The organism is Arthrobacter sp. P1_C12_2, assembly GCF_056406415.1.
In genome coordinates this window covers 111,279-132,421 of record NZ_JBFUAF010000001.1, presented here as the reverse complement: position 1 = coordinate 132,421, position 21,143 = coordinate 111,279, and the positions used below count along the sequence as shown (strand labels likewise).

The window sequence follows — 21,143 nt, the reverse complement described above, 5'->3', positions numbered from 1 at the left end:
GCCGGCGCCGCGGCCGGGGAAGGGAACGTCAGATGGTGCGCGGCGCCTTGGCCAGGTTCTCGGCCAGCTCGGCCGCGTTCTGCCGGATCACGTAGGCGGGCCGGTCCCGTTCCATGCGCCAGCTTTCGGAGAGCGGGCCGACGTTGACCGTGTCGTAGCCGAACTCGTCATAGAGCCTGGTCACGAGCTCGGCCGCTTCCGGGAAGTCGCTCGCCGTGGCCAGGGCCCGGCGGTTGGGCGTGCCGGCCGGTGTACCGTCCTTGGTGATCTGGGAGTACAGGATGTGGTTGAAGGCCTTGGCCACCTTGGACTGGGGCAGGTGCTCCTGCAGCAGGCCGGAGGTGGTGGCCCCGCCGGCATCCAGAGCCGGGAAATGCCCGTCCCGTTCCCAGTAGTAGTTGTTGGTGTCCAGGACGATCTTGCCCGCCAGCGGCCCGGCGGGCACATCCGGGAGGCTCCTGAGCGGCACGGTGACGACGGCGAAGTCGCCTGCAGCGGCCGCCTCGGCCGGCGTTGCGGCCCGGGCCTTGGGCCCCAGTTCCGCGACGAGGTCCGCAAGGGTTTCGGGCCCGCGCGAGTTGCTGATCACGACGTCGTAGCCGAGCTCCACGGCCTTGCGGGCGAGCTGGCCGCCAATGTGTCCTGCACCGATGATTCCGATTGTTGTCATGTCGGGGGCAACATCCGGGCAGGCGAAGATATTTCGCCGGGAATGTGTGCGCCGGGAACCTCAGGACGCTGCGGGTCCCGGTTCGTCGTCGATGTCCGGACCTTCTGCCGGGTCCTGGGAATGGGCGCGGTCGTCAAAGGGTTCAGCCGATGCATCACCCTCGGCGGGGGTCTCGCTGTGGGCGCGCTCCGGCGCCTGTGAGTCGTCGCTCATGTCCGCTCCTCTGCTGCGAATCCTGCGGTGGGTTGTCGGCTATTGAACATCTAGCTCCCGCGGCAAGAAGGCTGTCAAGACCTCCCGGATCCTTGGGGATTCAGAACGGTGCCCGGCCGCCGGGACGGCTGTAATCCCGTTTGGGTTCCTTGCGGGGGTACAGGGCATAGTCGCGGGACCGTTTGCTGGAGAGCGCCAAAAGCAGCAGGATGTCCAGGGTCAGGCCGGGGAGATTGGACTGCAGCGTGATGTCGGGGCCGCCGTGGAAGACGTCGACGGCCTGGAAGCAGATGGCGGCCGTGCTGAGCGCCATGGCCACCGTTCGGGCCCAGTTTCGGCCGAGGAACACAAACCAGGCCAGCAGGATCTCGGCCAGGACAAAGAGCACGACAACCACCGTTGCGGCGGTGACGGCCAATTCCGCCTGTGCCTCCGTGACGCCCGGACCGGCTGCGGGTTGCACCAGTGAGCCTACATGCGCGTCCTTGAACAGCACCATGGACAGGGCCAGCAGGGCGGCCGCCGCCGCGCGGGCGCCGACGAAGAGCGCCCCGACAATGGTGGTCGCCGGGCGCCTGTTGCGGCCCTCGCCCGGGGGCGTGACGGACGCCGCCGACCCCGCTGCGGTGTGCCGGAGATCGACTATCGGGAGATTGCCGTCGGTGGTGATGGTGTCGCCCCCGCCGTTGCGCGCGTGATACCCCGTCGAAAAATCCCGGATCACCCGGAGCCCGGCCGCGGGGTCGGCTTCGGTGATGGCTCCGACCACATGGTCGCGTTCGGCGTCGGTGTTCTCGTCGATCTTGTGGGTGATCTGCAGGGTGAACAGGGACAGCCCGACGCTGTGGTCATACGTGCCGGCCGCGAGCCATTCGACGGCCAGCCCGCCCGGCAGCAGCCAGCCGGGCGGACAGCGCCAGAAACGGACGTGGTGCCGCTTGCCCGGCGTGCCGTCGACTTCCCGCTGGTAGGCAAAATCCTGCTGGCGGCCGAACAGGAACAGCGGACTGACCGGGGCCTCGAGGTAGCTGCGGCGCAGGAGGGTGGAGGAGACGATCCGCCGGCTGCTGGCGAGGGTCACGTCATCGGCCATTGTCCAGCCCGCGGACCGCATCACGCCATGGATCTGCGGTTCCGATCCCAGCAGGGCAATGTTCACGGGATCGCCCAGCAGCCCGTCGCTGGTGCGCGCCCGCCCGATGAAGTAATTGGGAAGGTAGAGCCGGGTCAATATCCGGTGCAGCCGGGGGAGCACCAGATACGCGAGCAAAGCCCAGAAGATGAAGAGGAACCAGACCTGCGCCCAGCCCCACTGGAAGCTCAGCTGCACCAGCAGGGAGGTCAGCCATACGGCCGCGACGCCGCCCACCACGAAGAACACCGTGTCCAGCACTGAGTAAGGCACCGCTTCGGCGGGGGCCGCGATCTCAACGGCTGCCTTGGTCATGGACGTCTTCCTGCTCGCGGCCTTCGCCTATGAGCGCCGGCTGCTGGGCTGAGACCGGCCCGAGACCTCACCGCCGGACTGTCAGAAGCTCGTTGTCTGTGTCAGATAGCCGTAGTAGCGCGAGGCGATCGGGTGGACAGGATCACCGCCGAAGCCGTAGTCGTGGTGCCGCTTCGTGTACGACTTCGTCAGGTGCAGATACTGATCCATGATGTTCTCGGCTGAACCCGTGCAGGCCTTCTGGCTGATGCACAGGGCCACGGACCCTGCCACGGCCGGGCTGGCGAAGCTGGTGCCGTTGCTTACGCTGTAGCCGCCGGGCGCGGTGGAGACCATGCACATTCCGGGCCCGGAGACGGTGTGGGCCTTGTCTTCGCTCGTGGTGGCGAAGTTGGAGAAGAACGCCGGCTGGTCATCCTTTTGCCCGTACTTCGAGAAGTCGTCGGGGCCGCAGGCCGGGGCGGCGTCGCCGCCGGCCTTTCCGTCGAAGTCGCCCATGGCGGTGGCGGTCAGCACCTGGTCGTAGGTGGCCGGCACTGTGTTGGCGAAGTCCTCACCGGCGTTGCCGGCCGCGACAGCGTAAGTGACGCCGGCCCGGACCGAGCGGCAGATGGCGTAGTGCATCGGGTCTGTGCCCTTGCCACAGTTGGGTGTGTCCGCGGCGCCGCCGGCGATGCTGATGTTGGCCACGGCGATGTCGTTGTTTTCGTCGTTGTCCTTGTGCGTCGCGGTCACCCAGTCAATGGCGCAGATCAGCATCTCCTCGGAGATCAAGCCGGAGTCGTCAACCACCCGGACGGACCACAGCGGGGTACCAGGGGCGGTCCCGATGACGCCCAGGCGGTTGTTCCGGGCGCCGATCACACCCGCGACGAATGTCCCGTGCCCCAAAACGTCAACGGGGGTCACGTCCACGGGCGAGCCGGACTGGCAGTCAACGCCGCCCTTAACGTTCAAGTCCGGGTGCGTGGCATCGATGCCGCTGTCGATCACGGCGACGTTGACATTGATCCGATCCGGCCCCTTGTCGAGGGCCTTCCGGACGTCTGAGTCGGTACCGGCGATCCGCTTCCGCCAGAGGGGTGTCTGCTGGGTGGCCGCGGGCCCAAGATCCCGTGGTTGCTGGAATGTCCGGCCCGCAGTGACGAAGTCGACGCTGGGGTCGGCCTGGAGGCGTTGTGCCTGGGACGCCGTCATATTCGCCGAGTAGCCATTCACGGCGTTGCGGTAGACCTTCGACGTCGCAAATCCGTACGCCCTTTGCTGGGCGGCCGCCGCGGTGCCGGCGTCCACGCCACCGTCCTTGAGCACCACAATGTAGTTTTGCTCCGGCCCGGCGGCGTTCGAAGGAGCTGCCGCCACCAGGCCACCTCCAGCCACCAGGGCAAGGGCCGCCAGCGAGGCCAGTCCGCGCCCGAACCAGAATGTGTCCGGTCGGGGAAGGGAGCGGCGCCGGTGTCTGCGCGGGATCCGCGCCACCGATGTTAGCTGCGGGTTGGATGCCTTGCGGCTGGCTTGGCTGAACATCGTGGCCTCCCATTAAGCGAGTTCGCTAATTCGAGTGCCCCCCGCCCATATCTTAAGCCTCCGACCGCGTCTTACACCCGGGCCCTTTGGAAAAACTTGTGCCGCACTTCGGCTGCTGCCTCAGACGAGGCTGTCCTCCTTTGCGGGTGCGGGCGCGTTTTCCGGTACCCGGCCGGCCGCGTGGGCTGCCGTCGAGGCATACGCGGCGTGCGCGGTGTGCACGGCATGCGCCGCGCGGACGTGGTGGCCGAACGGGTTGAACCGGCTGAAACCCAGTTCGGCAAAGGCATACGCGGTCTCGGCGTGCTCGGACCGGTCGACTCCGGCGAGTTCGTCCTCGCGGCTGACGCGGAATCCCAGCGTCTTGTGGATGGCGAGTCCGATCACTGCGGTCCCGAGGCCGGACACCGCCACCGTGATGAGGACGGCCACCACCTGCGCGATGACCTGGTGGAGGCCGCCGCCGTAGAACAGCCCGCCGCCGGCACCGTCCACCGGGAGGGCAATGAAACCCAGGGCGAGGGTGCCGATCAGGCCGCCGCCGAGGTGGACGCCGACGACGTCGAGAGAGTCATCGAAGCCAAACTTGAATTTCAGGTCTACGAACACGGCGCAGGCCGCACCGGCCAGGAATCCCAGGCCCAGCGCGGCGAGGGGGCTGATGTTGGCGCACGACGGCGTGATCGCCACCAGGCCGGCGACGGCGCCGGACGCCGCGCCCAAGGAGGTGTGGTGGCCGTGGCGGACCTTCTCCGTCACCAGCCAGCTGATCATCGCTGCGGCGGGGGCGGCCAGGGTGTTCACCCAGATCAGCCCGGCCTGCTCCACGGTGGTGGCGGCGCCGGCGTTGAAGCCGAACCAGCCAAACCACAGGATTCCCGCGCCGAGCATGATGAAGGGGATGTTGTGCGGGCGGTGGCCGGGGTCCTTGCCGAAGCCGTGCCGGTTGCCCAGGATCAGGACCAGGACCAGCGCCGCGGTTCCGGACGCTATTTCCACCACGGTGCCGCCGGCGAAGTCGATGACCTGGCCGAAGACGGCACTCACGCCACCGCCGGCACTCATGAGGCCGCCGCCCCAGACCATGAAGGCCAAGGGGCAGTACACGAGGGTGATCCAGATGGGGACAAAGAGGGCCCAGGACGTGAACTTCGCGCGGTCCGCGATGGCGCCGCTGATGAGGGCCACGGTGAGGATGGCAAATGTGGCGCTGTAGCCGGCCTTGATCAGGTCCGGCGAGCCGATGAGGCTGCTCAGGCCGAAGCTCGCGAACGGGTTGCCGAACACGCCGAGGACGCCTTGCCCGGTGCTCATCGAGTATCCCCAGAGGACCCACACCACCCCGACGATCCCGACCGAAACGAAGCTCATCATCATCATGTTGAGCGATGCCTTGGCCCGGGTCATGCCGCCGTAAAAGAGGCCCAGTGCCGGGGTCATCAGCAGAACCATCGCTGCCGACACAATCATCCAGACGCTTCCAGCAGTGAGCTCCACCGGCGGGTCCCTTCTCGTCAGTCTTCCGTACCGGGACACGTCGCCGCCGGCCCCCCGATCCGGACTTAATCCTCGCGGAGCCATGTTTCCGGCAGTGGGGCGAAAAGTTGCGGGCACGTTACGGGAATCGCGACGGCGTGAAGTTCGCGTGACGGGCATGTTTCAGGAATGTAAACGGAGCCTCACGTGCCCTCCGGCCTGTCGAGCGGAATCTCAAGGCAGCGGACGGACGCGTTCCAGCTGCCCAGCGTGCCCAGATGGCCGCTCAGCCGCTGCATCCGGGCGGCAATATCGGACGCCGACCCCCGGGCCAGGCGGGCCTGAAATCCGGCGATGATCGTCGGATGCAGTCGAAGCGTTCGGGGTGCGTCGGTGTCGAGCAGGAACACAAAGGACTGGTCATTGCGTTCGACGGGGTCCACAGCGTAGTCGTCAATAAAGTCCCCGGCGCTGTAGATGATGGGACGGTTCCGGTGGATCCCGACGCCGCGGAATATGTGCGGCGAGTGGCCGAACACGACGTCGGCCCCGGCCTCGATGAGGTCCCGGGCTAGGTCCTGATGCCCGGCCGGGACGTCGTGGCCCCAGTTGCCTCCCCAATGGGCTGACACGATGAGGAACTGGACGCGGGCCTTGGTCCTGACGACCAGTTCCAATAGTCCGTCCCGTAATGCCGCGCCGCGCCGGCCGCGCTTCTCCGCGGGAACATGATCCACCGGAACGTAGTAGACCCCGGGAGCCGCGGGGCCGGCCGCCCAGCCGGGCTCGTTGTCCGTGAAGGCAATGAATCCGACGGCGACGGCGCCCACGCGCCACACGGCCGGGCGGCGGGCGGCCTCCCGGTCCGGGCCGGCCCCGGCATGCAGGATGCCGCAGCCGTCCAGCACCGGCAGCATCTCCCGGAACGCGTCCTGGCCGAAATCCAGGACGTGGTTGTTGGCGAGCGAGACGACGTCGATTCCGGCGGCGCGGAGGCTGGCGACGTTCTTCGGGTCCGAGCGGAAGTGGAAGACCTTGCCGGGCTCGGGCTCGCCGCCGGACGCCAGAACACACTCGAGGTTGGCGATGCGAACATCCGCCTGCTTCAGGAGCTCCAGCGTGTCACCCCACGGATAGGCAGGCCTGGCCGTTGCCAGGTGCCGGTTCACCAGCCGGCCCAGCATGACGTCTCCCAGCAGCGCGATCAGCATGGCCCGCCGGCCTGTCAGATCAGGTCAGGTCCGGGGGGCTAGCTTTGGTAGCCCTCAACCTCGCTGACCGGCCGCACTTCCGCCTCGTCGGGGTTCTCGCCGTAGTCCTTTTTGGCACGCCGTTGGCGGAGCAGGTCCCAGCACTGATCCAGCTGTTCTTCCACCTGCTGCAGCCTGAGGATGTCCGGGGCTCCGGTCCCGCCGGCCTGGGCGGCCTGCGAGCCTTCGCGGAGGCCGTGTTCCTCCTCCACCAGGGCCTTGATGCGCTCCAGGATGTCTTGGTTGTCCACGATGTCCTCTTTTCGTCCGACGGCGGCGGGTCGCTTTATTTTCTCCGGGTCCCTTTCCAGCCTACGGAGGGGACGGGGCCGTGAACAGGGCTCTGCACCCAGTTACAGCACGCGGCACGGCGCCGGGTCCGGGTCCGGAACCTGCGGCCTAGCCCAGGAGTTCGTCCGGGTAGCACCAGCGCCAGTCCTCGCCCGGCTCGACGCTGCGCATGACGGGGTGGCCGCTGAGCTGGAAGTGTTTGTAGGCATGGGTTCCCGGGGAGGAATCACAGCAGGCCACGTTCCCGCACTGCAAGCACATCCGCAGGTGAACCGTCGTCGTGCCCTCACGTTCGCACGCTTCACAGAAGGGCCCGGGCGGGACGACCGGATCGGGGGCGGACTCCAAGTGCGGGCACACGCCGCGGGGCCGGGCAATTCCCTCGCCTCCGCGGCCGCCGTCCGCGTCCGGTTCTTCCAGTGCGGCGTCCAGCATGGACTCTTCGACGTCGAGGCGGTCAAGGACGTTGAGCAGGACCTCGTGCGCGTATCCGCCGCCGCGCCGCAACTCGAGGACCTTGGCCCGCTCGGCGTCCAGCATCGCCAGCCGGAGTTGGGCGTAGCGCTGGCTGGGGGTGGCGGCTTCCGCGGACGGCCGTCCCAGCCGCTCCCACGCGGCCAGCCCGCGCTCCTGGGTGCGCCGCTTCAGCATCGCTACGACTTCCGGCGGGTCGGCGTCCGAGCGCAGTTCCTGCAGCCGCTGCACGCCCGCCGCCGTCGCCATCTGCATCAGCGACGCCTCATTGAGCGCGTCCTCGCGCGCGTCCGGTCCCCTAAGATGCAGCCGCCGGACCAGGGCCGGGAGGGTCAAGCCCTGCAGGGTCAGCGTGCCTGCCACCACCACGAGGGCCATCAGGATCAGGACGGACCGGTGCTCCAGCCCTGCCGGCAGGACCAGGACGGCGGCAAGAGACACCACGCCGCGCATGCCGGCCCAGGAGACGATCACCGGAACTTGCCAGGTCGGCGCGGGATCCTTGCGGCCGACCGCGGGAATGAGCCGCGGCAGGTACGTTGCGGGGAAGACCCAGACCGGGCGCAGGACCAGCACGGCCAGCAGCACCGCGGCGCAGCCGAGCCAGATCCGTTCCGGGCCCAGCGAGTCATCCCGGACGCCCTCGATGATGGTGCGGACCTGCAGCCCGATCAGGAGGAAGACGGAATTCTCCAACAGGAACTGGACCGTGTGCCAGTTGCTGCGCTGGCTCAGCCGCGCGGCCCCGTTCGGCATGGACGGCGCTTTGGTTCCCATGATCAGCCCGGTGACGACGACGGCCAGTACGCCGGAGGCGTGGATCGCTTCCGCCGGGAGGTAGGCCACGAGCGGGGCGACCAGCGAAATGGAGGTGTTGATGGCCACGTTGCGGATCCGTTTGCGGAGCGCGGTGAGCACGAAGGCCGCGGCAATGCCCACCACCAGGCCCCCGCCGGCCGCAAGGACGAAGCCGCCGGCGATCTCCGCCGCGGAAACGGTGCCCGCGATGGCGGCGATGGCGGCGCGCAGGCAGACCAGAGCCGTGGCGTCGTTGACCAGCGATTCGCCCTCCAGGATGCTGACAATCCTGCGGGGCATGCCCACCTTTCGGGCAATGGCGGTCGCGGCGACGGCGTCAGGCGGCGCGACGACGGCGCCCAGGGCCATTGCAGCTGCCAGCGGGATCTCGGGGAACAGCCAGGCGACCACCAGCCCGATGCAGACGGTGCCGAAGATGACGTAGCCCACCGAAAGCAGCCCGATGGAGCGGCGGTTGGATTTGAAATCGAACAGCGAGGTCTGCAGCGCCGCTGCGTAGAGCAGCGGCGGCAACAGCCCGAACAGAACGAGCTCGGGGTTCAGCTCGATGGGCGGGACAAACGGGAGGAACGAACACGCCACCCCGGCCAGCACCAGCAGGAAGGGGACGGAGACGTTGATCTTGCGCCCCAGCGCGCTGCAGGTACAGACAATGGCGACGAGGGCCAGCACCCCGAGAGCGACTTCCATTGGCCCATTCTCTCAGTTTCACGCCCGGCGTTGGCGGCTTCCCTGCAACGCATCATCAGCTTGCTTACGACTTGGCGGCTTCCTAGAGTTAAGACTGCAAGCCAAGTGAGACTCTGCGCTGGCGCCGGGCACAGACGAAAGCTGCCCGGCCCGCGCCCCGGCACGAGGGAGGACACATGTCAAAGCACAATATTTCGGGCAAGAAAGTCGCGTTCCTGCTGACAGACGGTGTGGAGCAAGTGGAGCTGACCAGCCCGTGGGATGCCGTGAAGGAAGCCGGAGGCGTGCCGACCTTGGTCTCGCCGAAGAGCGGAGAGCTGCAGGGCTATGACGGCACGGAAAAGGGGCAGACGTTCGCCGTCGACCTCGCCGTCGCGCGGGCCGACGCCGCCGATTTCCACGCCCTTGTCATCCCCGGCGGCGTAGTCAACGCCGATCACCTCAGAGTCGACAAGGACGCCCAGGCGTTCACCCGGGCCTTCTTCGAGCAGCACAAGCCCGTCGCCGCCATCTGCCACGGCCCGTGGCTGCTCATCGACGCCGGAGTGGCCAGCGGCAGGAATCTGACCTCGTATCACACGCTCCAGACGGACCTCAAGAATGCCGGAGCGATCTGGACTGACGAGCAGGTCGTGGTGGACCAGGGCCTGGTGACCAGCCGCAGCCCGCGTGACCTCCCGGCCTTCAACGCCAAACTCCTTGAGGAAATAGCCGAAGGCGAACACGCAGGCCAGACGCCGTAGCCACCTTTCCGCCCGCTGTAGCGGCCGACGGCGGTGCGCAAACGCCGCCGCATCCTGCTGCCCGGTTCCGCCGCCTGACACCTACCCACGCTGCCGGTTTTGCGGCAGGATATGCCCTGTAACATGCACCGTCGCCGTTGCCGCTCCGGCCGGCGCCCCCAAGCATCAAGGAGTTTCGGACATGACTACGCTCAATCCCTACCTCGGCTTCCGCGACAACGCGAAAGACGCCATGACCTTCTACCAGTCGGTCTTCGGCGGGGAACTGACCATGAGTACCTTCGCCGAATACCACGCCAGCGAAGACCCGGCGGAGCAGGAAAAGATCATGCATGCCCAGCTCAGGACGGACGCCGGCATGGTGCTGATGGGCGCGGACACGCCCAACAGCATGGATTACACCCCCGGCAACAACTTTTCCGTATCCCTGAGCGGGTCCGACGAAGCTGAGCTCCGCGGCTACTTCGACAAGCTGGCCGAGGGAGGCACCACCGCGATGCCGCTGGAAAGGGCACCGTGGGGCGACATCTTCGGCATGTGCAAGGACAGGTTCGGCGTGGACTGGCTAGTGAACGTCGGTTCCGAGCCCGCCTAGGAAGGGCCGGCGCCGGCGTCCCGGCCAACGCGACTTGGCGCTATCCTGATTGCAGCCAGGACAGTGCCGGCTCGAGTCCATCCTCCTGGCCCAGAGAGGCATGAAATGACCGATAAGCTGCACCTCAGTCCGGAAGATGAATTTCCCGAGGACCTCAGTAAGGTCGCGGACAAGGATCTTCAGGTCCTCGACAGCCAAGTCGGGCGCCAACTGGACTATGAGTACGTGGTCGAGGGGGAGCCGAATCCGGAGACGGAATTCCGGCACTATGACCTCGATGAGGAGTTCGAAGAGCGGGACAAGCGGGACACCTGATCCGCCGGGACCATCCCGGGCGGGTCGGTGGTTCCGGCACGGCATCCGGGATTTAGTCAGCAGGCTTACTAGACTGGGCTGACCACTCCATTAAGAAACGAGCCCTCCATGACCCCGGCTGCTGCCACGCGGTCCCTGCCGTCCCAGTGCTGCGCGCCGCGGTCGCGCCCAGCATGACAGAACCGGTCCGCCTGGAGGTCTCGGCGGCGGGCCACGCCGGCCACGTCTTCGCCTCGCGCGAAATGGCCGGCGGGTCCGCGCCCGCCGTCGTGCTCATCCACGGAATCGGCGCGTCACACCGCTACCTGCGCCGGCTGCACCGGCTCCTGGCCGGTTCGATGGAGACGTACTCCATCGACCTGCCGGGTTTCGGCGCCACGCCCAGGCCCGGAAACACGCTCTCCGTTGCCGCCCACGCCCGCTACATCCTCGGCGCCATGGAACAGCTGGGTGTTGCGGAATTCGTGCTGGTGGGGCACTCGATGGGAGCCCAGATGGCCCTGGAGGCGGCCCTTCAGGAGCCGGGGCGGATCTCGAATTTGGTCCTGATGGGTCCCGTGGTGGACTCCAGACGCGGCACCGTGGCGCAGCAGGCCCTGGCGCTGGGCCGTGACTGCCTCTTCTACGAGAGCCCCTCCTCGAATGCCTTGGTGTTCACCGACTACCTGCGCTGCGGCCCTTCCCGGTACTTCAAGACCCTGCAGGTCATGATGGAGTACCCCATGGAGCAGAAGATCGCCGGCGTCAGCGCACCGGTCCTCGTGGTGCGCGGTGCCAACGACCCCATCGCGGATGCGGACTGGAGCCGCCGGCTGGCCGGGCTCGCCCGCCGCGGGCAGTTTCTGGAGGTGCAGGGAACCGGGCACGTCGTCCAGCACAACCGGGCCCTCGAAGTGCGGGACGGGATTCTGGCGTTCACCGGCCTTGCAGCGGCGGCGGGCGAGCCGCTGCCGGGAAGTCCGGTCTGACCGCACTGGCTGCTCAGGGCGGGTTTTAGACCTCGAAGTGCGTCCGGGTAGGGCCTTGACCGAGTGATTCGACCACGCCGGACGCGACGACGTGCAGCTTGATGTTCCGGGCGCTTGATGCCGATTTCAGGAGCTCGAACGCCTCGTCCTGGCTGCAGCGGTTCTGCGCCATGATGATGCCGACGGCAACGTCGATCACTGTCCGCGTTTCCAGGCTGGCCTTGAGGTTGGCGGCCGTCTCGCTGCTGTGCGCGAACCGGACCGCGAGCCGCAGGGCCATGGATGTCTGGTGGACGAAATCACGGGCCAGATCCGTGGCACGGTCATCGAACCGGCCCGGCCGGTGCGAATACAGGTTCAGGGCGGCGCGGGTTTCGCCTTCCAGCAGGAACGGCAATGCCAGGATGGACCGGAAGCCGTGTCCGCGCACCGTCGCGGCGTACTGCGGCCAGCGGCCATCAAGTTCAAGGTCCTCGACGTGGACGGTTTCCTGTTCCCGGGAAGCCGTCATGCAGGGGCCGTCGCCGAAGGTGTACTGGATTTCGTCCATGGCCTGCGCGGCGGGGCTGCTGCTGGCGACGGTAGCCGCCTTCCGTTGCCGCAGGAGCGTGATGCCGCACAGGATCTCGTCCCCGGGCTCGGACAAGCTGCGCGCGGACACCCGAGCGAGGCCGCCGAGGAAGTCCTCGACGTCGGAGCTGCTGAGCACCAGTTCATGCAGCTGCTGGTTTATTGAATTTGCGGTTGACTCGCTGACCACTTGTCTGTTGTGCCGTTTCACTCAGGTCAAGACGACCCGGCGGTGCTTCCCACCGCGGCAAGTGGCGGATGCGGCAGCGGCCGGATCGAAGAACATCCAACGGCTCGCTGCAAAACCGTACCGAGAGAGTATATACATCCGGACCTCTGCCGCGCAGCCGGGGCGCAGGCGCAAACTCGGGCACAAAGGCCCTCACAGGGTTTCGGCCGCGAGCGGATAGTTGGAGGCAGCGGCCACCTGGTCCTGTTCGGGTTAGGGGAACCCGTAGGAGCGCACCAGTTTCAGCAGCACACGACTGATGGCCGATGGCCCACGCTTCGACTTGAAAGCCATAGCCCATGAGCATCTTTGAAGACAGGGTCGACGCCGGCAGGCAGCTCGGCCGGCGTCTGGCGGAATTGCGGGGCCAGGACATTGTGGTCCTGGGCCTGCCGCGCGGCGGCGTGCCCGTGGCCTTCGAAGTCGCTGCCGCCCTGGACGCTCCCTTGGATGTGATCGTGGTGCGGAAACTTGGGCTTCCCTACCAGCCCGAACTCGCCATGGGTGCGATCGGGGAAGGCGGTGCCAAGGTCCTGGACGAGCAGGTCCTGGCCCATTCACGGATCGGCGGTGACGAGCTCCAGGCCGTGGAAGATCACGAACGCGCCGCGTTGGAGAACCGGCTCGTCCTGTTCCGGAAGGGCCGGACCCGGCACGACCTGACCGGGCGCATCGCGGTGATCGTCGACGACGGGATCGCCACCGGCTCCACCGCCCGGGTGGCCTGCCGGGTCGCCCGGAAACAGGGCGCGGCACGCGTGATCCTGGCCGTTCCGGTCGCCCCCGCGGAGACCCTCGCTAACCTGACGGAACCGGACGAAGTGGTCTGCCTGGCGACGCCGCGCCAGTTCACCGCCGTCGGTTACCACTACCGGGACTTCTCGCCGACTGACGACGACGAGGTGCTGCGCCTGCTCGATCTTGCGGCCAAACGCGTCGAAGCCGCGCCGCCGCCCTTCTGGACCTCGACGGCGACCCGCGCCGACAGGTCCGCCGACATCGACGAGGAAGTAGAGATCCCGTCCCGCGCGGTGCGGCTCCACGCGCAGCTCCATCTTCCGGTGCCGGCCCGGGCCGTGGTGCTGTTCGCACATGGCAGCGGCAGCAGCCGCCACAGCCCCCGGAACCGATATGTGGCCGGGCTCCTGCAGCAGGCTGGTCTCGGTACGCTGCTGCTCGACTTGCTGACCACCGCGGAGGAGCGCAACCGCGCCAACGTCTTTGACATCGAACTGCTGGCCCGCAGGCTGTCATCGGCAACGGACTGGCTGTCCACCCGCGCAGATACGGCCTCTTGCGCGGTGGGTTACTTCGGTGCGAGCACGGGCGCCGGGGCCGCGCTGTGGGCGGCGTCGGAGCCGTCGGCACGGATCTCGGCCGTCGTGTCCCGCGGTGGCCGCCCCGACCTCGCCGGCCCGCGGTTGTCCGCCGTGACAGCGCCCACGCTCCTGATCGTGGGGAGCCTGGACCACGAGGTCCTGGAGCTCAACCGCCGGGCGAAGGCGATGATGCGCAGCCCCAGCCAGCTCGCCGTCGTGCAGGGGGCGACGCACTTGTTCGAAGAGCCGGGCACGCTGGCGGCGGCTGCCATCCTGGCGCGGGACTGGTTTATCGACTACCTGCTGCCCCCGAACGGTGCCAGCGCGCGGGCCGCGGGCGTCTGAAAGCGGGCCGCGGGCTGGGAGGGCCGAACCTGGGAAGACCGGGTCACAGATGCCGCTGGCCCTGCCTCCGGCGGCCCTCTGCCCTGGACCGGATCCCCAGGAGCATCCGCCGTTCCATCAGGAACTGCACAGGTTCCAGCAGTGTGCGCAGGGCCAGGCCCTCCGCCAGGGGCGAAAAGTCGTACCGGGTGCGGGACAGGAGCCTGGTGGCCTGGGGACCAGCAGGCCGCAACACGAACGTCCAGCCGATGTCCAGCCGGCGCCCGGTGGGACGGACCCCGGCCGGCGACATCGTCCCCGTGCGCAAGTCGATGGTTCCGCCGAGCCCCAGCACTGCCCCGGACTGGAGAAGCCTGACCGGCAGGCCGCCGTCGGGGGACAGCGGAACGATGTCGCCTACTTTCAGGCGCTGCAGCTCCGGGAGAATCCGGTCCGCACTCCGGATGCCCAGACCCGCGGCTTGTTCGAGCCAGTCGTAGGAGTAGAAGCCGCCGCGTCCGGCGCCCATCTGGACAAGCCACGGCCAGACCTCTGACACCGGGGCCGCAATAGTCACCGCACGGGTGCTTTGCATGCGCGGGGCGGGCACGATCTCGTCCCCGGCGAGCGGGCCGGCGGCTTCCTGAGTGCTGGCCCCCCACCGCAGGAGCCGCGGCCGGACAGCCAGGACGTAGGTTGCGCCGGCCGATGCCGCAGCCAGCGCGGCGAGCGGTCCGCGCAACCGGCCGGGAGCACGCGCGGCCGGCCGACTTGCCGGCGGGGGTGCTGGGTGGTTCATCCCCGGGTCCGGTGGACCCGATGGGTGTCCGCGCCCACGACAACGCGCTGGTCACGGTTCATGGCTACCAGCCTGCCGCCCGGTCCGGGGACTGCCTAGGGCCGAAAGTCACGCGGGGCTGGGCACCGCGGCCGCCTCCCCTTAGGGTGGAACGGTGACTGCCGGCACCGGAGCAGGTGCCGGCCCATTGGCCGGACCATGACGTTCAGCCGAGCCTGCCACCCGAGGAGTTCCTGATGAAAGTTGCTGTTACCGGAGGAAGCGGAAAGCTGGGCCGAAGCGTCGTGCGGCGGCTCAGCGATGACGGGCACGAGGTGACCAACCTGGACCGGACCGGAGTGCGCGGCCGCGGCTTCACCGAGGTGGACCTGCGCAACTACGGCCAGGTGGTGGACGTATTCCTTGGCCTGGAGGACCGACATGCCGGCTTTGACGCCGTCGTGCACCTGGCCGCGATTCCTGCACCGGGCCATGCCCCTGATGCCGCCACCTTCGAGAACAACATGCAGTCCACCTACAACGTGTTCCAGGCCGCCCGCCGGGCCGGGATCAAGAAAATCGTCTACGCGTCCAGTGAGACTGTGCTGGGGCTGCCGTTCGACGTCGACCCTCCCTACATCCCGGTGGACGAGGACTACCCCGCCCGGCCGGAAAGCACGTACTCCCTGGTCAAACACCTCGAGGAGCAGATGGCCATCCAGTTGACCCGCTGGGACCCGGACCTGAGCATCACCGGCCTGCGGTTCTCCAATGTGATGGACCCGGAGGACTATGAGGAGTTCCCCTCCTTCGACCACGACACGAGGGCCCGCAAGTGGAATCTCTGGGGCTACATTGACGGCCGCGACGGGGCGCAGGCCGTGGCCCGCGCCCTGGAGCACGGCAAGCCCGGCTTCGAGGCGTTCATCATCGCCAACGAGGACACTGTGATGAGCCGCTCCAGCGCCAGCCTCGCCGCCGAGGTGTTCCCCAACGTCAAGGTGGTCAAGGATCTGGCCGAGCACGAGACCATGCTCTCGATCGACAAGGCGAAGCGGCTGCTGGGCTACGCGCCCGAGCACACCTGGCGGAACTACCACCCGCTGCGCACCACCCCCACGGAAGACTGACCCCAACTTGAGGAGTTCCATGCAATACCGCACCCTGGGCAACAGCGGCGCCGTCGTCTCCAACTACGCGCTGGGCACCATGACTTTTGGCGCCGAGGCCACCGAGGAGCAGTCCCGCGCCATCCTGGATGACTACTTCGCGGCAGGCGGCAACTTCATCGACACCGCCGACGTCTACAGCTCGGGGGTGTCGGAGGAAATCATCGGCCGGTGGCTGGCGGACCGGGCAGAGGTCCGGGACCGGGCGGTCGTGGCCACGAAGGGCCGCTTTCCGATGGGCCAGGCCCCCAACGACGTCGGAACCTCCCGCCGGCACCTGGTCCGGGCACTGGATGACTCGCTGCGCCGTCTGGGCGTAGAGCAGATCGATCTCTACCAGCTGCACGCCTGGGATCCGGTCACTCCCCTCGAGGAGACCCTCCGGTTCCTGCACGACGCCGTCACCAGCGGCAAGATCGCCTACTACGGCTTCTCCAACTTCCTGGGCTGGCAGTTGACCAAGGCTGTCCATGTGGCGAAGGCCCACGGCTGGAGTGCCCCGGTGACGCTACAGCCCCAGTACAGCCTGCTGGTCCGTGAGATCGAGTCGGAAGTTGTGCCGGCCTCGCTCGACGCCGGGATCGGACTGCTGCCGTGGTCGCCGCTGGGTGGCGGGTGGCTGTCCGGCAAGTACAAGCGCGACCAGCCGCCGGCCGGGGCCACCCGTCTCGGCGAAAACCCGAAACGGGGGATGGAGGCCTGGGAGGCCCGCAACGCCGATCAGCGCACCTGGGACGTGATTGCCGAGGTGGAGGAAATCGCCGGGCGCCATGGCGTGAGCGCGTCCCAGGTGGCGCTGGCCTGGCTGGCGGAGCGGCCGGCGGTCACTTCGGTGATCCTGGGCGCCCGCACCACCGGGCAGCTGGCGGACAACCTCGCGGCAGCGGATCTCCGGCTCACCGCGGGCGAGACGGAGCGGCTGACCGAGGTCAGCCGGCCGCGCGTCGGCGTCTATCCGTACGGGCCCATGGCCCAGGAACAGCGCAGCCGGAAGCTCGAGGGCGGCCGCTAACCAAGCAACGCGGGGTCACTTMGCGCCGGTCCGGGGGGCGGATGGGCGCGAAGTGACCCCGCGTCAGTTCCCGGGGGAGGCGGGGCCGCCGGCGTGATAGCTGGACCAGATGTCGCCCATTTCCTCGGTGGACTGCTCCACGATCCTGCTCATGGCGGCGTGCGCCGCGTCCGCCTCGCCGCGCTGAATGGCGCTGGCCACATCCACGTGGAGCTGCAGGGCTTCGTGGTGCGGCAAGTGCGGCATGAGGCCGTGCTCGGTGCGCCCGGTCAGCACCTCGGTGACCAGGTTGTGCAGCTGGGAGAACATGGCGTTGCCGGAGGCCCGGAGCACCGCCGCGTGGAAGTCGATGTCGAGCCGCAGGAACTCGTCCCGGTCCCCGCGCTGGCCGGACGCCCACAGCCGTGCGGCCAGCGAGACGAGGTCGCTCCCGGCATCCCAGGATGCCCTTTCGGCGGCGAGGCGGGCAGCCTGCGGTTCGATTGCCCCGCGGAGCTCGTTCAGGGCCTGCAGCTGCTCCAGCCGCTTTGAGGACGCCAGCCGCCAGCGGATTACCTGGGGGTCGTACGCGTTCCACGATTCTTCCGGCTGCACCACCGTCCCCAGCCGCCGCCGCGACTCCAGCATCCCCTTGGAGGACAGCACGCGGGTGGCTTCCCGCACCACGGACCGGGAGACGTTGTGCTGGGCCTCAATCTCGTCCAGGCGCAGGATCGAGTGCGGCGCCAGCGTCCCTTCGGCGATCGCAAGCCCCAGATTCTGGAGCAGCACGGCATGCAGGTCTGCTGTTGGCTCCGCCTTTGGAGTTTTCATAAATAAATCATACTGGGGGCCACAAGGGCTTGTATAAATCTGCTTTATTTACCTAAGATCGCTTCCAGAGCAGATGTAAAGATGCATTTGCAGCCGGCTGGACCGAGACGCCCAGCCCTGAAAACCAAAGGAAGTCGTAATGAAGCGACGTTCGATTGCGAAGTACGCGGCTGTCGCCGCGGTCCTGTCCCTGGGGCTGACTGCCTGCGGCGGCGCCAGCGGCAGCGCCGACGCCAAGACGTCCGGCACCGTCCGGGTCACCCTCGCCAACCACGTCTGGACCGAGGGTATCAAGGCGGCCATTCCGGAATTCGAGAAGTCCAGCGGACTCAAGGTCGAACTGACCCAACTGGGTGAAGACCAGCTTTCGGACCAGTACAACGTCAAGCTCAACGCCGGCAGCGACGAGATCGACGTCATGATGTATCGCCCGCTCCAGGAAGGCAAGGCGTTCGCGAAGAACGGCTACCTCGCGGACCTGACGTCCAAGGTCTCCTCGGACGCCACGTGGGACTGGAAGGACTACCAGGAGGGCCCGGTCAAGGCCACCACCGCTGAGGGCAAGGTGGTCGGCGTCCCGATCATCACCGAGCGCGAAGTCCTCTACTACCGCAAGGACCTCCTCAAGGCCGCAGGCCTGGAGGTTCCCAAGACCATGGACGAGCTCGAAGCGGCGGCCAAGGCCATCAAGGCTTCCTCCCCGGGTACGGCCGGCTTCGTGGCCCGCACCGGCAAGTCCGCCGCTGTCACCCAGTTCTCCAGCTTCCTGTACAGCTTTGGCGGCGACTTCACGGACGCCAGCGGCAAGTCGGCCGTCAACTCCGACGCCGCGAAGAAGGCCTACGCGTTCTATGGCGGCCTGATCAAGAACTACGGCCCCGCCAACGTCAGCACCGACATGAGCTGGCCCGAGGCCATGGCAATCTTCACCCAGGGCAAGGCCGCTTTCTACACGGAGGCCGACTCGCTCTACAAGAACGCCACCGACCCGGCCAAGTCCAAGGTTGCCGACACCGTCGGCTTCGCCGCGCTGCCGGCAGGCCCCGCCGGTTCCAAGCCGTACAACATCCCGTCCTGGGGCCTCGCAGTCAACCAGGCCTCAAGCAACCAGGACAACGCCTGGAAGTTCATCCAGTGGGCCACCAGCAAGGAACGCACCCTCGAGGCACAGAAGGCCGGTGTCCCCGGACCGCGCACCTCGGTCTGGGCTGACCAGGCCGGAACCTCTACCTACCCGAAGGACCTCGCCGAGGCCATCTCCGCCAGCGCCAAGAACGGCGTCGGGCACGACCGTCCCCAGGTTGTCACCGTAGGCAAGGCCCGCGAAATCGTGGGCGGCCCGATCGTGGCCACCATCACCGGCTCTGACTCGTCCGCCGCAGCCGACACGGCGCACGACGCCTTCCAGAAGTTCCTGGACACCGAAAAGAAGTAGCGCGGCCGGCGCGATACGCGCCTGATGCACTACCCGCGTGACGCACCATCGAGCCCGGCGGGACGGCAGTCCGCTGCCGTCCCGCCGCGGCCAGCTCTTCACTTCACCCCCAACTCCTTAGGTGAACCATGTCTGTATTGACCCCACCCCGCAGCGCGCAGTCCCAGCCGCCGTCCGGCCGGAAGGCCCTCCGCACCCCCAATGCACGCGAGAACTTCTCCGGCTGGGCCAACCGGCACCGCAAGTGGCTCTTCGCCGCCCCCGCCATGATCTTCGTCGGCGTCCTGATCGTCTTCCCCCTGGCCTGGACCCTGTACCTGAGCCTGACCGATTCGCAGGGCTCTGTCCGGGCTGCCTCCGAGTTCGTCGGCCTGCAGAACTACCTCACGGTCCTGTCCGACGTCGAACGCTTCTGGCCCGCCGTCGGCCGCACGCTGAGCTTCACCGGCGTTGCCCTCGTCTGCGAAGTGGTGCTCGGCATGTGCATCGCGCTGCTGCTGTGGCGCCCGTTCCGCGGCGAAAAGTGGGTTCGCGTGGCCATCCTGCTCCCGCTCGTCGCCACCCCCGTGGCGGTCGGCATGATGTGGCGGCTGATCTTCGATCCCAACATCGGCTTCGTCAACCAGTTGCTCGGCATGGTCGGCATTCCCGCCCAGCCCTGGCTCTCCGGCCAGGACACGGCGCTCGGCACCACCATCTTCATGGACGTGTGGCAGTGGACCCCCATGGTGGTCCTGATCCTGCTGGCCGGCCTGACCTCCCTCTCCGAGGAGCCCGACGAGGCGGCCCGGATGGACGGCGCCAACGCCTTCCAGCGCTTCTTCTTCATCACGCTGCCCCTCATGATGCCGACCGTGATCGTCGCCATCCTGCTCCGGGGCATCGACGCCCTGAAGACCTTCGACATCCTCTACGCCACCAAGGGCAAAGGCGGCGGATCCTTCCACGAAGTCGAGACGCTCAACGTCTACGCCTACGGGCTGAGCTTCGACTACAACCAGTACGGGCTCTCCTCCGCGGTGCTGATCCTGTTCTTCATGATCATCATCGGCTCCATGTGGCTGCTGACCATGCGCAAGAAAGCGGTAAGCAAATGACCGTCCTGTCCCAAAACACCGAAGATACTGAAAACACCGCACCCCAAACCGCCACCGCCCAGCCCGGTCCGGCCAAGAGGGCGCCGCGCCCCCGGAAGCCGCTGGGCACCCGCGCGTACAAGGTGTTCCGCGTCGCCGCCCTGGTGGCCGTGGTGCTGTTCCTGATCGCCCCGCTGCTCTGGATGCTGCTGGCCTCCCTCAAGACCAACGTGGACATTTACGACACCGGCAAGTCGTTCTTCTTCACCCCCACGTTCGAGAACTACGCCAATGTGCTGCAGCGGAACAACTACTTGGTCTTCATCTTCAACAGCTTCTGGGTGGCCTTCGTCTCCACGGCCCTGTCCCTGGTCCTCGGCGTGCCCGCAGCCTACGCCATGAGCCGGTTCACGATGCACCGCTCGGCCCTCGTGGTCCTGATGGCCCGCGTCATCCCCGGCGTCTCCCTGTTGGTGCCCTGGTACTACGTCTTCTCCAACCTGAAGATGGTGGGCGGCTTCGAGGTCCTGATCCTCAGCCACATGTTCGTCGCGCTGCCGCTGATCGTGTACATCATGATGAGCTACTTCGATTCCCTGCCGCTGGAGCTGGAGGAATCGGCCCAGGTGGACGGCCTCACCCCGATTGGCGCGTTCCGCCGCATCACCCTGCCGCTCTCCGTCGCCGGCATGGCCACCGCCGGCATCCTGTCTTTCATTTTCTCGTGGAACAACTTCATGTTCGCCCTGGTGCTCTCCGGCTCCAAGACCAAGACCCTGCCGGTCGCGATCTTCGACTTCGTCTCCTACGCCAGCATCGACTGGGGCGGACTCATGGCGGCCGCCACCGTGGTCACCATCCCGATCATGATCATTGCGCTCTTCACGCAGAAGTACATCGTCTCCGGCATGACCGCCGGCGCGACCAAGGGCTAGGCAGC

The 21,143-nt window shown here is 67.4% G+C and carries 21 protein-coding genes; 10 read left to right on the top strand and 11 right to left on the bottom strand.

Going from position 1 to position 21,143, the window contains the following annotated elements:
- Window positions 1-28 precede the first annotated feature (28 nt).
- From AC1DZQ_RS00615 to AC1DZQ_RS00580, 8 genes are all read right to left on the bottom strand, one after another.
- Window positions 29-670 carry an NADPH-dependent F420 reductase gene (locus AC1DZQ_RS00615; RefSeq protein WP_476961640.1) on the bottom strand — a complete coding sequence of 214 codons (642 nt, stop codon included), beginning with the start codon at window positions 668-670 and terminating at the stop codon, window positions 29-31.
- A gap of 60 nt (window positions 671-730) precedes the next feature.
- Window positions 731-883: a hypothetical protein gene (locus AC1DZQ_RS00610; RefSeq protein ID WP_476961639.1), complete on the bottom strand. Its 153-nt coding sequence runs from the start codon at window positions 881-883 to the stop codon at window positions 731-733.
- 100 nt (window positions 884-983) lie between these two features.
- On the bottom strand, window positions 984-2,330 hold the full coding sequence (locus AC1DZQ_RS00605) for an LssY C-terminal domain-containing protein (protein ID WP_476961638.1): 1,347 nt from the start codon (window positions 2,328-2,330) through the stop codon (window positions 984-986).
- An 81-nt stretch (window positions 2,331-2,411) separates the two neighbouring features.
- Window positions 2,412-3,857 (bottom strand): S8 family peptidase, encoded by a 1,446-nt coding sequence (locus AC1DZQ_RS00600; protein WP_476961637.1) that lies wholly within the window; start codon window positions 3,855-3,857, stop codon window positions 2,412-2,414.
- Between the two features lie 120 nt (window positions 3,858-3,977).
- Window positions 3,978-5,354: an ammonium transporter gene (locus AC1DZQ_RS00595; RefSeq protein WP_476961636.1), complete on the bottom strand. Its 1,377-nt coding sequence runs from the start codon at window positions 5,352-5,354 to the stop codon at window positions 3,978-3,980.
- Window positions 5,355-5,536: 182 nt separating this feature from the next.
- Complete coding sequence (locus tag AC1DZQ_RS00590) at window positions 5,537-6,544, bottom strand: CapA family protein (RefSeq protein ID WP_476961635.1); 1,008 nt, start codon at window positions 6,542-6,544, stop codon at window positions 5,537-5,539.
- A gap of 38 nt (window positions 6,545-6,582) precedes the next feature.
- Window positions 6,583-6,834 (bottom strand): DUF2630 family protein, encoded by a 252-nt coding sequence (locus tag AC1DZQ_RS00585; protein ID WP_476961634.1) that lies wholly within the window; start codon window positions 6,832-6,834, stop codon window positions 6,583-6,585.
- Between the two features lie 148 nt (window positions 6,835-6,982).
- On the bottom strand, window positions 6,983-8,857 hold the full coding sequence (locus AC1DZQ_RS00580; RefSeq protein WP_476961633.1) for a Na+/H+ antiporter: 1,875 nt from the start codon (window positions 8,855-8,857) through the stop codon (window positions 6,983-6,985).
- A gap of 176 nt (window positions 8,858-9,033) precedes the next feature.
- Between AC1DZQ_RS00580 and AC1DZQ_RS00575 the strand changes: the two genes are divergently transcribed.
- The 4 genes from AC1DZQ_RS00575 to AC1DZQ_RS00560 all read left to right on the top strand — a co-directional run bounded on the left by AC1DZQ_RS00575 (window position 9,034) and on the right by AC1DZQ_RS00560 (window position 11,478).
- A complete protein-coding gene (locus tag AC1DZQ_RS00575) occupies window positions 9,034-9,600 on the top strand; it encodes a type 1 glutamine amidotransferase domain-containing protein (protein ID WP_476961632.1) in 567 nt (188 codons plus the stop codon).
- A 181-nt stretch (window positions 9,601-9,781) separates the two neighbouring features.
- A complete protein-coding gene (locus tag AC1DZQ_RS00570; RefSeq protein ID WP_476961631.1) occupies window positions 9,782-10,195 on the top strand; it encodes a VOC family protein in 414 nt (137 codons plus the stop codon).
- A gap of 105 nt (window positions 10,196-10,300) precedes the next feature.
- Window positions 10,301-10,510 carry a hypothetical protein gene (locus AC1DZQ_RS00565; protein ID WP_476961630.1) on the top strand — a complete coding sequence of 70 codons (210 nt, stop codon included), beginning with the start codon at window positions 10,301-10,303 and terminating at the stop codon, window positions 10,508-10,510.
- Between the two features lie 173 nt (window positions 10,511-10,683).
- Entirely contained in the window at window positions 10,684-11,478 is a 795-nt protein-coding gene (locus AC1DZQ_RS00560) for an alpha/beta fold hydrolase (protein WP_476961629.1), read from the top strand.
- A gap of 25 nt (window positions 11,479-11,503) precedes the next feature.
- Here AC1DZQ_RS00560 and AC1DZQ_RS00555 read toward each other — a convergent pair whose 3' ends face one another.
- Entirely contained in the window at window positions 11,504-12,238 is a 735-nt protein-coding gene (locus tag AC1DZQ_RS00555; protein ID WP_476961628.1) for a GAF and ANTAR domain-containing protein, read from the bottom strand.
- Window positions 12,239-12,576: 338 nt separating this feature from the next.
- Here AC1DZQ_RS00555 and AC1DZQ_RS00550 point away from each other — a divergent pair, with 338 nt between their 5' ends.
- Entirely contained in the window at window positions 12,577-13,941 is a 1,365-nt protein-coding gene (locus AC1DZQ_RS00550; protein WP_476961627.1) for a phosphoribosyltransferase family protein, read from the top strand.
- A 43-nt stretch (window positions 13,942-13,984) separates the two neighbouring features.
- Here AC1DZQ_RS00550 and AC1DZQ_RS00545 read toward each other — a convergent pair whose 3' ends face one another.
- Window positions 13,985-14,719 carry an SRPBCC family protein gene (locus AC1DZQ_RS00545; RefSeq protein WP_476961626.1) on the bottom strand — a complete coding sequence of 245 codons (735 nt, stop codon included), beginning with the start codon at window positions 14,717-14,719 and terminating at the stop codon, window positions 13,985-13,987.
- Between the two features lie 236 nt (window positions 14,720-14,955).
- On the opposite strand from AC1DZQ_RS00545, the gene AC1DZQ_RS00540 reads away from it, so the two are divergent.
- Complete coding sequence (locus tag AC1DZQ_RS00540; RefSeq protein ID WP_476961625.1) at window positions 14,956-15,828, top strand: NAD-dependent epimerase/dehydratase family protein; 873 nt, start codon at window positions 14,956-14,958, stop codon at window positions 15,826-15,828.
- 19 nt (window positions 15,829-15,847) lie between these two features.
- Window positions 15,848-16,879 carry an aldo/keto reductase gene (locus AC1DZQ_RS00535; RefSeq protein WP_476961624.1) on the top strand — a complete coding sequence of 344 codons (1,032 nt, stop codon included), beginning with the start codon at window positions 15,848-15,850 and terminating at the stop codon, window positions 16,877-16,879.
- Window positions 16,880-16,942: 63 nt separating this feature from the next.
- Here AC1DZQ_RS00535 and AC1DZQ_RS00530 read toward each other — a convergent pair whose 3' ends face one another.
- A complete protein-coding gene (locus tag AC1DZQ_RS00530; protein WP_476961623.1) occupies window positions 16,943-17,692 on the bottom strand; it encodes a FadR/GntR family transcriptional regulator in 750 nt (249 codons plus the stop codon).
- 139 nt (window positions 17,693-17,831) lie between these two features.
- Between AC1DZQ_RS00530 and AC1DZQ_RS00525 the strand changes: the two genes are divergently transcribed.
- From AC1DZQ_RS00525 to AC1DZQ_RS00515, 3 genes are all read left to right on the top strand, one after another.
- Entirely contained in the window at window positions 17,832-19,127 is a 1,296-nt protein-coding gene (locus AC1DZQ_RS00525; protein WP_476961622.1) for an ABC transporter substrate-binding protein, read from the top strand.
- Between the two features lie 128 nt (window positions 19,128-19,255).
- Complete coding sequence (locus tag AC1DZQ_RS00520) at window positions 19,256-20,224, top strand: carbohydrate ABC transporter permease (RefSeq protein ID WP_476961621.1); 969 nt, start codon at window positions 19,256-19,258, stop codon at window positions 20,222-20,224.
- Window positions 20,221-21,138 carry a carbohydrate ABC transporter permease gene (locus AC1DZQ_RS00515; RefSeq protein WP_476961620.1) on the top strand — a complete coding sequence of 306 codons (918 nt, stop codon included), beginning with the start codon at window positions 20,221-20,223 and terminating at the stop codon, window positions 21,136-21,138. Before AC1DZQ_RS00520 ends, AC1DZQ_RS00515 begins: the two co-directional genes overlap by 4 nt.
- Window positions 21,139-21,143: the final 5 nt, after the last annotated feature.

Bases quoted from the DNA above. Each gene is read 5' to 3' on its own strand.
- AC1DZQ_RS00600 (WP_476961637.1), bottom strand. From the start codon at position 3,857: ATGTTCAGCCAAGCCAGCCGCAAGGCATCCAACCCGCAGCTAACATCG.
- AC1DZQ_RS00525 (WP_476961622.1), top strand. From the start codon at position 17,832: ATGAAGCGACGTTCGATTGCGAAGTACGCGGCTGTCGCCGCGGTCCTG.
- AC1DZQ_RS00570 (WP_476961631.1), top strand. From the start codon at position 9,782: ATGACTACGCTCAATCCCTACCTCGGCTTCCGCGACAACGCGAAAGAC.
- AC1DZQ_RS00615 (WP_476961640.1), bottom strand. From the start codon at position 670: ATGACAACAATCGGAATCATCGGTGCAGGACACATTGGCGGCCAGCTC.
- AC1DZQ_RS00530 (WP_476961623.1), bottom strand. From the start codon at position 17,692: ATGAAAACTCCAAAGGCGGAGCCAACAGCAGACCTGCATGCCGTGCTG.
- AC1DZQ_RS00580 (WP_476961633.1), bottom strand. From the start codon at position 8,857: ATGGAAGTCGCTCTCGGGGTGCTGGCCCTCGTCGCCATTGTCTGTACC.
- AC1DZQ_RS00550 (WP_476961627.1), top strand. From the start codon at position 12,577: ATGAGCATCTTTGAAGACAGGGTCGACGCCGGCAGGCAGCTCGGCCGG.
- AC1DZQ_RS00545 (WP_476961626.1), bottom strand. From the start codon at position 14,719: ATGAACCACCCAGCACCCCCGCCGGCAAGTCGGCCGGCCGCGCGTGCT.
- AC1DZQ_RS00590 (WP_476961635.1), bottom strand. From the start codon at position 6,544: ATGCTGATCGCGCTGCTGGGAGACGTCATGCTGGGCCGGCTGGTGAAC.
- AC1DZQ_RS00565 (WP_476961630.1), top strand. From the start codon at position 10,301: ATGACCGATAAGCTGCACCTCAGTCCGGAAGATGAATTTCCCGAGGAC.
- AC1DZQ_RS00610 (WP_476961639.1), bottom strand. From the start codon at position 883: ATGAGCGACGACTCACAGGCGCCGGAGCGCGCCCACAGCGAGACCCCC.
- AC1DZQ_RS00605 (WP_476961638.1), bottom strand. From the start codon at position 2,330: ATGACCAAGGCAGCCGTTGAGATCGCGGCCCCCGCCGAAGCGGTGCCT.
- AC1DZQ_RS00575 (WP_476961632.1), top strand. From the start codon at position 9,034: ATGTCAAAGCACAATATTTCGGGCAAGAAAGTCGCGTTCCTGCTGACA.
- AC1DZQ_RS00520 (WP_476961621.1), top strand. From the start codon at position 19,256: ATGTCTGTATTGACCCCACCCCGCAGCGCGCAGTCCCAGCCGCCGTCC.
- AC1DZQ_RS00515 (WP_476961620.1), top strand. From the start codon at position 20,221: ATGACCGTCCTGTCCCAAAACACCGAAGATACTGAAAACACCGCACCC.
- AC1DZQ_RS00535 (WP_476961624.1), top strand. From the start codon at position 15,848: ATGCAATACCGCACCCTGGGCAACAGCGGCGCCGTCGTCTCCAACTAC.
- AC1DZQ_RS00540 (WP_476961625.1), top strand. From the start codon at position 14,956: ATGAAAGTTGCTGTTACCGGAGGAAGCGGAAAGCTGGGCCGAAGCGTC.
- AC1DZQ_RS00560 (WP_476961629.1), top strand. From the start codon at position 10,684: ATGACAGAACCGGTCCGCCTGGAGGTCTCGGCGGCGGGCCACGCCGGC.